This window comes from Arthrobacter sp. 05T45 (assembly GCF_056395875.1).
The window spans coordinates 12372-26541 of the sequence record NZ_JBFTKI010000014.1; the positions used below are offsets into that span (position 1 = coordinate 12372).

The 14170-nt window shown below is 69.5% G+C and carries 10 protein-coding genes and 1 pseudogene; 4 read left to right on the forward strand and 7 right to left on the reverse strand.

Annotated features, from left to right (window positions below; genetic code table 11):
• Positions 1-63 precede the first annotated feature (63 nt).
• The 4 genes from AC1DGD_RS13815 to AC1DGD_RS13830 all read left to right on the forward strand — a co-directional run bounded on the left by AC1DGD_RS13815 (position 64) and on the right by AC1DGD_RS13830 (position 4508).
• Positions 64-1092: a nucleoside hydrolase gene (locus tag AC1DGD_RS13815; RefSeq protein ID WP_230009738.1), complete on the forward strand. Its 1029-nt coding sequence runs from the start codon at positions 64-66 to the stop codon at positions 1090-1092.
• A 144-nt stretch (positions 1093-1236) separates the two neighbouring features.
• Positions 1237-2058 (forward strand): ECF transporter S component, encoded by an 822-nt coding sequence (locus tag AC1DGD_RS13820; RefSeq protein WP_476851495.1) that lies wholly within the window; start codon positions 1237-1239, stop codon positions 2056-2058.
• Positions 2059-2136: 78 nt separating this feature from the next.
• Positions 2137-2895 (forward strand): energy-coupling factor transporter transmembrane component T, encoded by a 759-nt coding sequence (locus AC1DGD_RS13825; protein WP_476851496.1) that lies wholly within the window; start codon positions 2137-2139, stop codon positions 2893-2895.
• Positions 2892-4508 carry an ABC transporter ATP-binding protein gene (locus tag AC1DGD_RS13830; protein ID WP_476857156.1) on the forward strand — a complete coding sequence of 539 codons (1617 nt, stop codon included), beginning with the start codon at positions 2892-2894 and terminating at the stop codon, positions 4506-4508. Before AC1DGD_RS13825 ends, AC1DGD_RS13830 begins: the two co-directional genes overlap by 4 nt.
• Before the next feature lie 273 nt (positions 4509-4781).
• Here the strand turns inward: AC1DGD_RS13830 and AC1DGD_RS13835 are convergent.
• The 7 genes and pseudogenes from AC1DGD_RS13835 to AC1DGD_RS13865 form a co-directional block, all read right to left on the reverse strand.
• Positions 4782-6977: pseudogene (locus AC1DGD_RS13835) on the reverse strand (3-hydroxyacyl-CoA dehydrogenase NAD-binding domain-containing protein).
• Positions 6974-8311: a thiolase family protein gene (locus AC1DGD_RS13840; protein WP_476857157.1), complete on the reverse strand. Its 1338-nt coding sequence runs from the start codon at positions 8309-8311 to the stop codon at positions 6974-6976. The pseudogene AC1DGD_RS13835 and the gene AC1DGD_RS13840 overlap by 4 nt, the downstream one beginning before the upstream one ends.
• A 148-nt stretch (positions 8312-8459) precedes the next feature.
• Positions 8460-9818, reverse strand: a complete 1359-nt coding sequence (locus tag AC1DGD_RS13845; RefSeq protein WP_476857158.1) for an HRDC domain-containing protein — start codon at positions 9816-9818, stop codon at positions 8460-8462.
• Positions 9819-9879: 61 nt separating this feature from the next.
• Complete coding sequence (locus AC1DGD_RS13850; protein WP_018772438.1) at positions 9880-10527, reverse strand: DUF3000 domain-containing protein; 648 nt, start codon at positions 10525-10527, stop codon at positions 9880-9882.
• Between the two features lie 72 nt (positions 10528-10599).
• On the reverse strand, positions 10600-11688 hold the full coding sequence (locus AC1DGD_RS13855; RefSeq protein WP_028277018.1) for a threonine aldolase family protein: 1089 nt from the start codon (positions 11686-11688) through the stop codon (positions 10600-10602).
• A 142-nt stretch (positions 11689-11830) separates the two neighbouring features.
• Positions 11831-12619 (reverse strand): SDR family oxidoreductase, encoded by a 789-nt coding sequence (locus AC1DGD_RS13860; protein WP_476857159.1) that lies wholly within the window; start codon positions 12617-12619, stop codon positions 11831-11833.
• Positions 12616-14046 carry a DUF6421 family protein gene (locus AC1DGD_RS13865; protein ID WP_476857160.1) on the reverse strand — a complete coding sequence of 477 codons (1431 nt, stop codon included), beginning with the start codon at positions 14044-14046 and terminating at the stop codon, positions 12616-12618. The genes AC1DGD_RS13860 and AC1DGD_RS13865 overlap by 4 nt, the downstream gene beginning before the upstream one ends.
• Positions 14047-14170: the final 124 nt, after the last annotated feature.

A 14170-nucleotide genomic window follows, 5' to 3' on the forward strand; every position in this document is an offset into this window, starting at 1 on the left:
GATCGTCTGAACAGTGCTGCAAGCGCCGGGGCGGCGGTACCTGCCGTGACGCATTCGATCCTGATGGACGTCGACACCGGGATCGACGACGCCCTGGCCCTGGTCTACCTGCTGTCCCGGCCCGAGGTCCACGTCCAGGCGATCACGTGCACCGCCGGGAACGTCGGGGCCCGTCAGGTGGCGCTGAACAACCTGGCCCTGCTGGAGCTCTGCGGCCGCGAGGGCATCGAGGTGGCCATCGGCGCCGAGGTCCCGCTGGAGATCCCGCTGGTCACCACCGAGGAGACCCACGGGCCGCAGGGCATCGGCTATGCCGAGCTGCCGCCGCCGCGCCAGCAGATCTCGGCGCGGCACGCCGTCGACGTCTGGGTCGAGGAGGTGCGGGCGCACCCGGGGGAGCTCACCGGCCTGATCACCGGACCGCTGACCAACTTCGCCCTGGCCCTGCGCCGGGAACCGGAACTTCCCCGGCTGCTCAAGGGACTTGTGATCATGGGCGGCAGCTTCTACTACCAGGGCAACACCACCCCTACGGCCGAATGGAACACCTCGGTGGATCCGCATGCCGCCAAGGAGGTGTTTGCCGCCTACCGGGGCCTGCCCGAGGACAAACTGCCGATCTTGTGTGCCCTGGAAATGACCGAGCGGATCGAGATGCACCCGGAGCACCTGCGCCGACTTGGCGAGGCCGCCGGTGCACCGGAGCCCGAACTCGTCCTCCCGGAGCAGTCCGAAGGCCAGCGGAGCCAGTCCGGGAACCCCCTCGTCGCTTGCCTGTCCGACGCCCTGCGCTTCTACATGGAATTTCACCGCCTCTATGACCAAGGCTATGTGGCGCACGTGCACGACGCCTTCGCGGCCTGCGCTGCAGCGGGGCGCACACCGTTCGCCACCCGGCTGGCCACGGTCGACGTCGAAACGGATTCGCCCCTGCTGATCGGCACCACGGTGGCCGATTTCCGCGGGCTGTGGGGGTTGGCGCCGAACGTCAGGATCGTCTCTGACAACAACCCCGGGCAGTGCTTCGACGAACTGATTTCCTCGATCGGCGCCCTTGCGCGCGCGGTGGGCCCCCGGGCGCCGGTGGCCTGAAACCGGTCAGTACGGCTGGGCCAATGCGGGGAGTGCCCGGACGGGTCTGCAGATCGCTAGAATGGTCGCCGCTCGCTAGGATGGTAGCTGCGCCGAGGTGACATGAGGCGGAACTTGTTGTACCCAGCCAAAGGAACACCCCTCATGTCACAGCCAGCCCTCACCATCATTGCCCCTGGACAGGCGGCCGGCCGCAGGCGCCGCCTGCTCGAAATCGCCGGCGCCGCCGCGATCGCCGCCACCTACATCTTCCTGGTGCTGACCCAGCCCGCTGACATTGCCAACGGCCCGGCCAGCTTCTCGGCCCTCGTTGCCCTCGGCGGCTTCCTGCTCGGCGCTGTGCTGCTGATTGTGGCCGTCCTGCCGGCGCTGCCCACCTCCACCGTGGTCCTCATCCCGGTGGCGCTGGTCCTGAACGTGGTCCTCGGACAGCTGATGGGCAGCACGGGCCTGCCGTTCTACATTGACGCGATCGGCACCGTCCTGATCGCCGTCCTCGCCGGACCCGCAGCGGGTGCCGCCACGGGCGCGCTGAGCAGCATCGTCTGGTCCTTCTTCAACCCCACCGTTCTGCCGTTCGCCGCCGGTGCCGCCCTGATCGGATTCCTCGCCGGCATGGCCGCGCGCGGCGGGCTGTTCCGCCGCTTCTACCTCGCCCCCGTCGCCGGCTTCGTCACCGGCATCCTGGCCGGCGTCGTCTCCGCCCCGATCGCCGCGTTCGTCTTTGGCGGCACGTCAGGGCTGGGTACCGGGGCGATCGTCAGCGCCTTCCGCGCCATGGGGGACACCCTCCTGGCCGCCATCACCAAGCAGGCACTGATTTCCGACCCCATGGACAAGGCGATCGTTTTCACCATCGCGGCGCTGCTCGCCTACGCGCTGCCCCGCCGCGCCACCTTCCAGTTCCCCTTCGTGCGGCGCTACCGGGTACTCGCCGGCAAGGCCCCGGCAGCGCCGGACGCCTGAGCCCCGCTGCGGCTGGGACACCCCGACCCTGCGACACTGCCACAGCGACACTGACCCTGAGACACTGACACAGCGACCATGACACCGCGACTGCACCCCTTCACCGCGCTGACCCTCGCCGTATGCGCCGCCGTCGTCACGACGGCGGCCGCCTATTGGCCGCTGTCTGTCGCCGTGGCCCTCGCCGCGGTGATCCTTGCCGCCCGCCATGGCATTGCGGGGCGCGTCCTGACCGCAGGAGCCGTGATCCTGACGCCTCTGTGCCTGTCCCTGCTGGTGCTGCACGGCCTCTTCTTCCCTGAGGGCCAGACCGTGCTGGCCCAGTGGGGTCCGGCGAGGGTCACGGCCGAGGGTCTGGGCTTCGCGCTGGAGCTGGGAACCCGGACCACGGCCTGCGTGCTGGTATTCCTGCTCTTTTCCTTCACCGTGAGCGTCCCCGACCTCGTCTCCGCCCTCGCCGGGCGCAGGATCCCACCGCAGTTCGGCTTCGTCCTGGCTTCCACGCTCACCCTCCTGCCCGCCGTCGCGGGCCGCCTGGACCGGATCCGGCAGGCCCAGGAAACCCGCGGGATGGTGGTCGGACGCGGCCTGCTGTCCCGCCTCGGCACCCTCCGTCTGCAGATGGTGCCGCTGGTCCTGGCCCTGATTGACGACGCCGGAAGCCGCGCCCAGGCGCTCGACGCCCGCGGCTTCGGCAGCCCGGGGCCCCGGACCAGCTACCGCGAAGTCGCCGACCCGCCCGCCCAGCGGCTATGCCGGGCAGCCGCACTGGTATTCGCGGCGGCCGCCGTCGCCGGGCGGATTGTGGCCTCCTGGCCTGCCGGGGCGGTGTCATGACGGCCACCACCCGCACGGCGCTTCAGATCCGGATCGAGGCGTTCACGTTCCACGGCGATGACACCCCGGTGCTGAGGGATGCCGCACTCTCGGTCACGTCGGGTTCCCTGACCGCCGTCCTGGGCGGGTCCGGGAGCGGAAAATCCACGCTGGGCAAACTGTTGGCCGGCTGGCTCCGGGCCGGTCACGCCGGACAATTCCGCGGCAGCCTGGAGCTTGGCGGCACGGTGCTGGAATTCCGCGGCGTGCCCGAGGACCCCCGGATCAACCCCGCCGAGTGGTCGCGCCGCGTGGCCTTCGTTCCGCAGGACGCCGCGGCGATGCTCTCCTCGGTGCGCGCCACGGTCGCGGAGGAGCTGGCCTTCGGCCTGGAAAACCGCGCGACGGCCCGGGAGGACATGCTCCGCGCGGTGGAGCGCACCGCCGCCCGCACCGGACTCTCTCACCTGCTGGACCGGGACCCGGCCACGCTCTCCGGCGGGGAGCTGCGCCGGCTCGCCGTGGGCTGCGCCGTCATCACGGAACCGGACGTGCTCATCCTGGACGAGCCGCTGGCATCGCTGGACGCGGCCGGAGCCGCGCAAGTCGAGGCCCTGGTCCGCAGCCTCTGCGGCGCCGGGACCGGCGTCGTCCTCCTGAGCCAGGCAGCCGACGGGCTCGCCGGGGAAGCCACGTACTGGACGATTCTTGACGCTCAGACCGGGCCCGACGGCAGGAGGGTCACCGCTGCCGGGACGGTCACCGCTGCCGGGACGCCGGCGCAGCTGGCGGGCTCGGCCGAACTGGAGCGCGCCGGAGTGATTGGCGTAGGCGGGCCCGGCGGCATTGGGCCGAGCGGTATTGGGTCCGGCGTCCTGGGGGCCAGTGGGTCCGGCGTCGCCGCCGGCGCCCGCCATCCCGGGCCGGTGCCTGCCGCGGCGCCCGGTCCCGGCCCGGCATCGCTGGAACTGCGCGGGGTTGGGTTCGGCTACGCTCGGGACCCGCGTCGGCACGGCACCGGCGCGCAGGACCGGGTCCTCCGGGACGTGGATTTCGCCGTGCGCCCGGGCGAGATCATCGCCGTGACCGGGCTCAACGGCGCCGGCAAGTCGACACTGCTGCGCCACTTCAATGGACTGCTCCGGCCCTCGGCCGGGGACGTGCTGGTCTGCGGGCGCAGCATTGCCGGCGAGCCGGTGGGAAAGGTCGCGGCCTCCGTGGGCCTGTTGTTCCAGCACCCCCGGGACCAGCTTTTCGAACGCACCGTCCTGCGGGAAGCCGCGTTCGGACTCCGGCAACTGTCCGGAAAGGCCGGCGCCGAGGGCAAGGCCCGGGCCGCGCTGGCCGCGGTGGGCCTGTCCGGTACCGAGGAGGCACACCCGGCCGAGCTGTCCGCCTCCCGGCAGCGGCTGCTCGCCCTGGCCACGGTCCTGGCCCGCGAACCGGCGGTGGTGGCCCTGGACGAACCGACCGTCGGGCTGGACCGGCACGGCCTCGAGGCGCTGCAGGGCGCCGTCGACCGCGCCGCCGCGCGGGGCGCCGCCGTCGTCATGGTCACCCACGACCTGGACTACGCACGGAGGAACGCGCACCGCGTCCTGGAACTCAGCGGCGGGAGCCTGCGGGAAATCTGACTGGGGCCGCGGGGTAGGCACGGAATCCAACGCGCAATGCATGACGCGCAATGTATATTGCTTGGAGTTTCCGCGGGCCTGGTCCTGGACAGCAGGATCTATTCCGCGGACGCGGTCTTTCGCGTTCCAGCCTTTCATCTCAACACCGCAGACATCGAGGCTGCCCACCTCATGGCGCCGCCGGGATGCCCGGCCACTCTCCCGAAAGCAGCGCCGCCGCCCGGACAAAGTCCGGGCGGCGGCGCCAACAAAAGCGAGCGGTGAAGCCTGGCTTTAGGCCGGCTCTGACGCCACGCCCGGGGCCAGGAACTTCTTGCCGTTGACCCGTTCCGAGGCGCCCACCCGGTCCAGATACGGGGTGATCCCGCCCAGGAACATCGGCCAGCCCGCGCCGAGGATCATGCAGAGGTCAATGTCCTCGGGACCGGCCACAACGCCTTCCTCGAGCATCAGCCCGATTTCCTCCGCCAGGGCGTCCTGCGTCCGGCGCAGCACCTCCTCGCCGGTGGACGGGGTGCTGCCAAAGGACATCAGCGCCAGGGTTTCGGCCGGTATGAACGGCTTGCCGTCCGGGCCCGGCACCGGTGTGCCGTTCTGCACGGCCCAAATGGACGTCACACCGTTGTCGATCAGCACCTGCAGGTTCGCCGAGACCCTGAAGCGGTCCCCGAACGCCGTGTGCAGCGATTCCTGGACATGCTGCGCCACGGGCAGGCCCACCATGGCGCCGAGCACAAAGGGCGTCATGGGCAGGCCCATCGGCCGCAGCGCGTTATCGGCCACGTCGGCGGGGGTGCCCTCGTCGAAGGCCGCGGTGACTTCACCCATGAGGCGCAGCAGGACGCGGTTGACCACAAACGCGGCGGCATCCCTGACCAGCACCGCCGACTTCTTGAGCCCCTTGGCGAGCTCGAACGCGGTGGCCAGCACGGCGTCGTCGGTCTTCGGTGCCCGCACGATCTCCAGCAGCGGCATCACGGCCACCGGATTGAAGAAGTGGAAGCCGACCAGGCGCTCGGGGTGCTCAAGGTCCTCCGCCATCGCGGTGACGGACAGCGAGGACGTGTTGGTCGCGAGGATGCACTCTTCCGAGACGATCGCCTCGACTTCCTTGAAGACCTGCTACTTGACGTTGAGTTCCTCGAAGACGGCCTCAATGACGAAGTCGGCGTCGGCGAAGGCCTCCTTCGAAACTGATCCCGTGACGAGCGCGCGGGTGCGGTTGGCGGCGTCGGGGCTGATCCGGCCCTTCGCCAGCAGCTTCTCCACCTCGGCGTGGACGTAACCCACGCCCTTGTCCACGCGGGCCTGGTCGATGTCCGTGAGGACCACGGGCACTTTGAGCTGGCGGGCGAAGAGCAGGGCGAGCTGGCTGGCCATCAGGCCGGCACCGACGACGCCGATCTTCGTCACCGGGCGCGCAAGCTTGCGGTCCGGGGCGCCGGCTGGACGCTTGGAGCGGCGCTGCACGAGGTCCAGGAAGGCGTACACCGTGGAGCGGAACTCGTCGGTCTGCATGAGGTCGGCGAGCGTCTCGCATTCGAGCTCAGCGGACTGCGCCTGGGTCAGGGTGCGGTTGGCCTCCATGACGTCCAGGACCTTGGCGGGCGCCGGGGAAGCGTTGGAGGTCTTGGCCTCCACGAAGGCGCGGCCCTTGGCGACGGCGGCCGCCCAGCGGGCGGCGACCTCCGGAGCGGACGGGTCCACGGCGTTCGCCCGCTCCGGCGCCACGGCACCGGCAATGACTTTCGCGGCCCACGCCAGGGACTGTTCCACGAAGTCGGCCGGCTCGAACATCGCGTCCGCCATGCCCAGCTGGTAGGCCTGCGGCCCGGTGAGCGTGCGGTTGTTGCTCAGCGGGTTTTCGATCATGACCTTGAGGGCGTTCTCCGGCCCGATCAGCCGCGGCAGGATGTGGACCCCGCCCCAGCCAGGGATGAGTCCGATGAACGCCTCGGGAAGGGCCAGAGCGCCGGCGCCGGTAGAGACCGTGCGGTAGGTGGACTGCAGCGCGATCTCCAGGCCGCCGCCCAGGGCCAGTCCGTTGATGAATGCGAAGCTCGGCACGCCGAGGTTCGCGAGGGTGGCGTAGACGTCGTGGCCGAGCTGGGCCATCCACAGGCCCTGTTCGCGTCCGCTGACGGACTTGACCGTGGAGAGGTCGGCGCCGGCCACGAGGAAGTACGGCTTGCCGGTGACGCCGACGCCGGCAATCTCGCCCCGGGCGGCGCGTTCCTTCAGCCCTTCCAGGACCGTGCCGAGTTCGATCAGCGTGTTGGGTCCGAGGGTGGTGGGCTTGGAGTGGTCCAGGCCGTTGTCGAGGGTGACCAGCGCGAAGATGCCGGGGCTTTTGCCGTCAGTCGTCCCCCCACCGTCGACGGGCGGCAGTTCGATGTCCTGGACATACGAGTGGGTGACCGTCTCGTTCGGGAAGAGGTCTGCAAGCTTGCGGAAATCAGCGGCGCTCATGCTGTGGCTCCAGTCTTGGTGGTCGTGGTCTCTGCGTGCTGTGCTTCTGTGTTGTGCATTTCTATGCCCGGTGCTTCGGTGCCGTAATCCGCGTGATGCGGGTTCTCCCAGATTACGGTGGCGCCCATGCCCAGGCCGATGCACATCGTGGTCATGCCAAAGCGGACCGAGGGGTCCTCCTCGAACTGCCGGGCCAGCTGGTTCATCAGCCTGACCCCCGAGGACGCCAGCGGGTGCCCGACGGCGATCGCGCCGCCATAGCGGTTGACGCGCGGGTCGTCGTCGGCGATCCCGAAATGGTCCAGGAAGCTCAGGACCTGGACGGCGAAGGCCTCATTGATTTCGAAGAGCCCGATGTCCCCGATGCCGAGTCCGGCGTTCTTGAGCGCCTTCTCGGTCGCCGGGACCGGGCCGATGCCCATGACCTCGGGTTCCACGCCGGCGAAGGCATAGCTCACCAGGCGCATCCTGACCGGCAGCCCGAGTTCCTCGGCGGCCTCGGCGGAGGCCAGCAGGGCTGCGGTGGCGCCGTCGTTCAGGCCCGCGGCGTTCCCCGCCGTGACCCGGCCGTGGGCGCGGAACGGCGTCTTAAGCGTGGCCAGGTCTCCGAGCGAGGTCCCGGGGCGCGGGGGTTCGTCCACGGTGTTGACGGTCCAGCCCTGGCCCGGCTTCATCGTGGCGACGGGTACGAGGTCGGGCTGGATCTGGCCGTTGGCGTAGGCTGCGGCGAGTTTGTCCTGCGACGCGACGGCGTAGGCGTCGGTGCGGTCCTTGGTGATGGCCGGGAAACGGTCGTGCAGGTTCTCGGCCGTGTTGCCCATGTTCAGCGCGGCGGGGTCCACGATCCGTTCGGACATGAAGCGCGGGTTGGGGTCGGCGCCGGCGCCCATCGGGTGGTTGCCCATGTGTTCCACGCCGCCGGCGATTACGACGTCGTACGCGCCGAAGCCGATGCCGCTCGCCGTCGTGGTGACGGCGGTCATGGCACCGGCGCACATGCGGTCGATCGCGAAGCCGGGCACGGTGCGGGGGAGCCCGGCCAGCAGGGCGGCGGTGCGGCCGATGGTCAGGCCCTGGTCGCCCGTCTGGGTGGTGGCGGCGATCGCGACCTCGTCGATCCGGTCCGCGGGAAGCGAGGGGTTGCGGCGCATCAGTTCGCGGATGCACTTGACCACGAGGTCGTCGGCGCGGGTGCCGGCGTAGATGCCCTTGTCGCCGGCGCGGCCGAACGGGGTGCGGACGCCGTCGACAAAGACGACGTCGCGCACGGTCCTGTTTCTTCCGCTGCTCGGGTTTGCGCTGCTGGGTTTTCCGCTGGTGCGGGCTTGGCTCACGGCGTACTCCTCATTGAGACATGGTGCCGGAACCGTGCCGGTGGCAGGGGTTGCCACAGGCAGGAAAGTTCCGAACGACATCATGCATCATGTTACTCGCCAGTAACATAGCTGGCAAGGAGGAGACGAGCGTCCCGGGAAGGAGCTGCTAGACGGTGGAACCCGACGGCGCCTCCGCGGCGGCCTTGGGTTCCTTCGCGGGCAGCGGCTCGGGGTGCAGGAAGGCCTCGGCAATGAGCGGAGCCGTGATTTCGATCTGCCACTGGCGCGCCCCGAGGTTCGCCAGTTCCTCGGCCACGCCTTCCTCGCTGCATTCTGCCGGTGGACGCCAGGCGACCCGCCGAAGATAGTCCGGGGTCAGCAGGTTCTCCACCGGCAGGTTCAGTTCCTCGGCCCTGGCCTGGAGTTTCGGACGGGCGGTGGCGAGCCTGGCGGCCGCCTCCGGGTCCCGGTCCGCCCAGACGCGCGGGGGCGGGGGAGCGTTGGTGGGCAGGTGCAGCGGCGGCAGGTCCTCCAGGGCCCTGGCCACGCTGATGCAGCGCAGCCAGCGGGGGGCTTCCCGCTGCGCCGCGCGGCCGTGGAAGCCCTTGGTGCCCAGGAGCTGGGGAACCGTGGAGGGCATCGCCTTGGCCGCGGCGACGAGCGCGGAGTCGGGGATCAGCCGGCCGGGGGCGACGTCACGTTTCTGGGCCAGGGAATCGCGTTCCAGCCACAGCTCCCGGACTGCGGCCAGTTGGCGGCGGTCCCGGATCTGGTGCAGTCCGGAGGTCTTGCGCCAGGGATCAACGCGCGGCGGGGCCTGTCCGGCTTCGAGGATGGCGGCGAATTCCTGCTCGGCGTATTCCAGTTTCTCGTCCGCCACGAGCAGCTCAATCAGTTCCTCGCGCAGCTCGGTCAGGACTTCGACGTCGAGCGCGGCGTAGCGCAGCCACGGTTCCGGCAGGGGCCGGGTGGACCAGTCGGCGGCGGAGTGTTCCTTGGCCAAGCCGAAGCCCAGGAGCTGTTCGATGACGGCGGCGAGGCCCACCCGGGGCAGTCCGGCCAGGCGGGCGGCGAGCTCGGTGTCGAAGAGTTTGTCCGGCCACATGCCGAGTTCGGACAGGCAGGGCAGGTCCTGGCTGGCGGCGTGCAGGATCCATTCGACGCCGCGCAAAGCGTCATTGATGATGCTGAGGTCACCGAAAGGTTCGGGATCGATCAGCCAGGTTCCGGAGCCTTCGCGCCGGATCTGGACCAGGAAGGCGCGCTGGCCGTAGCGGAATCCCGAGGCACGCTCCGCGTCCACGCCCGCAGGGCCGTGGCCGGCGGCGAGAGCCGCGGCGCAGCGTTCGAGTCCGGACTGGGTTTCAATGACCAGCGGCACGCCGTCGCGGGGAATGTCGAGGTCGATCACTTCAGGGACCAGGCTGTCGAAGCCTTCCACGGTGATGTGGGCTGTGGTGTCAGCAGCCTCGGCCGTGGTGCGACTGGCGCCGGCCGTGCTGATTTCCGGATTCTGAGGGGTCATGGTCTCTACAGTTTACCGACAACATGGCGTATAGGACCGTGACCGCGGCCGAACAAGGGCCTCATGCGTGTCCGCGGGGGCGGCGGGGAAGGGCCGTGACGCCCTCGGGCAGCGGCGGCAGTCCGGCGAAGGTGCAGACCATGTCCGACCACGCCTCCAGGTGCGAGGTGATGTCCGGGGTGGCCGGGGTCCAGGAGGCGCGGAGCTCAATGTCGATTGAATTCGGCCGGTCCGACAACGTTCCAAAGCTCTCCGAGAGCACCCGGGTGGCGGTGCCGCCGGCGGAGCGGTACGGGGCCTGATGGTTCTCCAGCGCTTCGACCAGCCAGGTCCACGCCACGGACCCCAGGAGTTCGTCGTTGCCCATCTCGGGTTCCAGCTGGGCGCGGATGTAGGTGACGATCCGGAATTCCCCGTCCCATACGGCAGAGCCGTCGGGATCGTGGAGCAGAATGAAGCGGCCCGTGGCCAGCTCGACGTCGTCGCTGCCGGACGCCCGTGCCAGGGCCGCGGCGGCCGGGCCGTGGACCGGTCCGCCGGCGGGGGAGTCGCCCGGGCCGATCACTTCCGCGCCCAGGGCCACCGCGAACGGTGCCAGCCGGGACGGGGCCGGAATTTCGTCAAGGTGCAGCTCGCTGCGGCACCGTGCCTGCCGAAGGGTCCCCAGGGCGAAGAGGAAATCTGCCGGAACCTGATCGAGGGAGCTCACCTTGGAAGGTTATGCAACGGCCGGAGCCCTGCCCGGCAGGCTCGCCGCCGGGCAGGGGAAGCGTTGCACGGCTCAGGCAGCGGCGAGCTCGCGCTTGATGGCCGCAATGAAGGAATCAACGTCGTCCTCGGTGGTGTCGAAGGAGCACATCCAGCGGACCTCGCGGGCCGCCTCGTTCCAGTCGTAGAAGCGGAAGGACTTGCGCAGCCGGTCCGCGACACCGGCAGGCAGGACGGCGAAGACGCCGTTGGACTCGGTCTTCTGGGTCAGTTCGACGCCGGGGATCGCCTCGACGCCGGCGCGCAGCCGGGCGGCCATGGCGTTGGCGTGCGAGGCCGACCGCAGCCACAGCTCACCCTCGAGGAGGGCAATGAACTGGGCGGACATGAACCGCATCTTGGAGGCCAGCTGCATGTTCATCTTGCGCAGGTAGACCAGGCCGTGTGCGGCCTCCGGGTTCAGGGCGACCACAACCTCGCCGAACAGCAGGCCGTTCTTCGTGCCGCCGAAGGAGAGGATGTCCACGCCGGCGTCACGGGTAAAGGCCCGCAGCGGGACCCCCAGGTGGGCGGCGGCGTTGGCCAGCCGGGCACCGTCCATGTGCAGCTTCATGCCCTTTGCGTGGACATGCTCAGCGATGGCCCGGACCTCGTCCGGGGTGTAGCAGGTACCGAGCTCGGTGGTCTGGGTGATGGACACGGCCAGCGGCTGGGCGCGGTGCTCATCGCCCCAGCCCCAGGCTTCCTGGTCGATCAGTGCGGGGGTGAGCTTGCCGTCGGTGGTGGGGACCTGCAGCAGCTTGATGCCGCCGATCCGCTCCGGTGCGCCGTTTTCGTCCATGTTGATGTGGGCGGTGGAAGCGCAAATGACCGCACCCCAGCGCGGGAGGAGCGACTGCAGGGACAGGACGTTGGCTCCCGTGCCGTTGAACACCGGGAAGCACTCGATGCCTTCGCCGAAGTGCTCTTCCATCAGCTGCTGCAGGCGCGCGGTGTAATCGTCTTCACCGTAGGAGACCTGGTGGCCTTCGTTGGCGGCGGCCAGGGCCGCGAGGACTTCCGGGTGCACGCCGGAATAGTTGTCCGAGGCGAAGCCGCGGACGGAGGGATCGTGGAGCCGCACCGCAGTGCCGGCAGGGACAGTTTCAACTGTGCTGGTCATCGTTTTGCTCACGCTTTCAGTCTAAGAGGTCGGGCCGCCCGGGCTAAGCCCGGGGCCCTGGATCGGGGCCCAGACCCTGTGCCACAGACGCTGGGGCCCTGGATCCGGGCCCCGGAGTCAGGGCCGCGGAATCAGGGGCAGTTCAGCGGCTGAGCAGCAGCCGCTGGCCGTTCAGGTCGCCGGCAGGAGCGTTGAAGAGTCCCGCTGCGGCAGCCGCCAGGTCAGCCACGTCCGTGAAGCCCGGGAACTTGCGGTCCGGGGCCTTGGCCCGCATTTGCGCGTCAACAAGGGCTTTCACCACGAAGATGACGGCGGCGCTCCGCAGCGCGGCGCTGTCCTGTCCGGCGTTATCCTGTTGCGCCCTGTCCTGCTCTGGAGTGCCTGTGCCGGTGGCATTGCCCGCGGCGTGGACCCGGCGGAAGCCGTCAGCGACCGCCAGCGTCCAGGCCTCGGCGGCCGCCTTGGCCGCGGCGTAGCTCGCCCCCGCCGCCGTCGGGGCGCTTACCGCCGTGGAGGACACCATGGCGAAGCGTCCTGCCTCAGAGGCAGCGAGGTCGTCGAAGAAGACGCGCGTAACGTTCCGCAGGGTGGTGACGGCGTTGCGCTCCAGGAAGTCCCAGTCGTCGTCGCTCTGGTCGGTGATGCCTTTCGCGCCGCGCCAGCCGCCCACCAGGTGGATAACGCCGTCGACGCGTCCGGCCAGGCCGGCAATGCTTTCCCGCAGGGCGCGGACGTCGGCCAGGCTGGCGAGGTCGCAGGCGAGCGGCGTGACGCCGTCGCCGGCCTCGGCGGCGGCTGCCTCGATGCGCGCGGCATCCGATCCGACCGTGAAGACCCTGTGGCCGGCGCCGCGCAGGGCGCGGGCCGTCGCGATTCCCGACGGCCCGCTGCCCCCCGTGACCAGCACGTTCAAAGTGCGTCCGGCACTCATCCGGCGTTCAGGGCCTGGGTGCCGCCGGACTCTGATCCCGTGTCAGTGCCGGTATCTGTGCTGATGTCTGACGACCCGGTGATGCCGGCAGTGGAGTCGATGACGGGCCGCATCTTCTTCTCCAGCGCCTCGTAGAACATGGAGAGCGGGAACTCGTCGTCGAGGACCTGGTCCGTGAGGCCGCGGGGCGGACCGTCCAGGGGGAGGGCGTCCGGACCCTTGGCCCAGACCGAGGCCGGGTTGGGCGTGACCGTGCCGGAGATGAGCTCGTAGGCGGCGAGCCAGTGGGCCATCTTGGGGCGGTCGATCGAGCGCCAGTACAGTTCCTCGATCTTCGCGCCGAGTTCAACCACGACGTCGGCAGCCTCGTCCCAGTCGATGCTGAGTTTGCTGTCGGTCCAGTGCAGGACGTGGTGCTGGTGCATCCAGGCGAAGAGCAGCTGGCCGCCAAGGCCGTCGTAGTTCCGTACGCGCGTGCCGGTGATGGCGAAGCGGAAGATGCGGTCGAAGATCACGGCGTACTGGACCAGCTTGGCGTGCCGGCGGGCTTCCGGGTCAGCGTCCTCGTCCTTCTCGATCTTCACGGATTCGCGGAAGGCGGTGAGGTCGCAGCGCAGCTCCTCCAGTGAGTAGAGGAAGAACGGCATGCGCTGCTTGATCATGAACGGGTCGAAGGGCAGGTCGCCGCGCATGTGGGTGCGGTCGTGGATCAGGTCCCACATGACAAAGGTTTCCTGCGTCAGCTGCTGGTCCTCCAGGAGCCCGGCGGCGTCCTCGGGCAGCTGCAGGGAGGTGATCTCGGCGGCGGCGCGCAGGACGCGGCGGAAGCGTGCGGCCTCGCGGTCGGCGAAGATCGCGCCCCACGTAAACGTCGGGGTCTCGCGGACCGCGACGGTCTCGGGGAACAGGACTGCGGAGTTGGTGTCGTAGCCCGCGGTGAAGTCGAGGAACCGGATCGGGACGAAGAGCTTGTTGGAGTATTCGCCGGCTTCCAGGCCGCCGATGAATTCCGGCCAGATGACCTCGATCAGCACGGCCTCGACGAGGCGGCTGCTGCTGCCGTTCTGGGTGTACATCGGGAACACGACCAGGTGCTGGAGTCCGTTGACCCGGTGCTGCTGCGGCTGGAACGCCTGCAGGGAATCCAGGAAGTCCGGGACCCCAAAGCCGCCATCGGCCCAGCGGTCAAAGTCGGTGACCAGCAGTTCCAGGTAGTTCGCGTCGTGCGGGAAGGACGGGGCCAGGGCCGCGACCGCCGCGGTGATGGTTGCGACGTGGCCGGCCGCGGCTTCGTGGGCTTCGGCATCCGGCACGGATCCGTCCTGGACCTGGAGGGCGCGCAGGGCGGTGGCGGCAGCCTTGAGCCGCAGCCATTCCTGGTTGCCGGCGGTGATCGGGGCGGGGGCGGTAAGAGCGGTCGTGGTCATCGTCGACGGTCGCCTTTCTGTTTGCTGTGGAGCGTGTCGCTGGATCTAAATCGAGCGTAGCAAGCAAGCAGAGACTCTAATGCAAAATTGCCCCGAGCATAAGAAAGTCTGTGGCAAGTGATTC

What these genes read in the sequence shown, in the direction of transcription:
- AC1DGD_RS13855 (WP_028277018.1), bottom strand. Translation starts at nt 11,688, where the DNA reads ATGACCAGCACAGTTGAAACTGTCCCTGCCGGCACTGCGGTGCGGCTC.
- AC1DGD_RS13860 (WP_476857159.1), bottom strand. Translation starts at nt 12,619, where the DNA reads ATGAGTGCCGGACGCACTTTGAACGTGCTGGTCACGGGGGGCAGCGGG.
- AC1DGD_RS13820 (WP_476851495.1), top strand. Translation starts at nt 1,237, where the DNA reads ATGTCACAGCCAGCCCTCACCATCATTGCCCCTGGACAGGCGGCCGGC.
- AC1DGD_RS13865 (WP_476857160.1), bottom strand. Translation starts at nt 14,046, where the DNA reads ATGACCACGACCGCTCTTACCGCCCCCGCCCCGATCACCGCCGGCAAC.
- AC1DGD_RS13845 (WP_476857158.1), bottom strand. Translation starts at nt 9,818, where the DNA reads ATGACCCCTCAGAATCCGGAAATCAGCACGGCCGGCGCCAGTCGCACC.
- AC1DGD_RS13815 (WP_230009738.1), top strand. Translation starts at nt 64, where the DNA reads ATGGACGTCGACACCGGGATCGACGACGCCCTGGCCCTGGTCTACCTG.
- AC1DGD_RS13825 (WP_476851496.1), top strand. Translation starts at nt 2,137, where the DNA reads ATGACACCGCGACTGCACCCCTTCACCGCGCTGACCCTCGCCGTATGC.
- AC1DGD_RS13830 (WP_476857156.1), top strand. Translation starts at nt 2,892, where the DNA reads ATGACGGCCACCACCCGCACGGCGCTTCAGATCCGGATCGAGGCGTTC.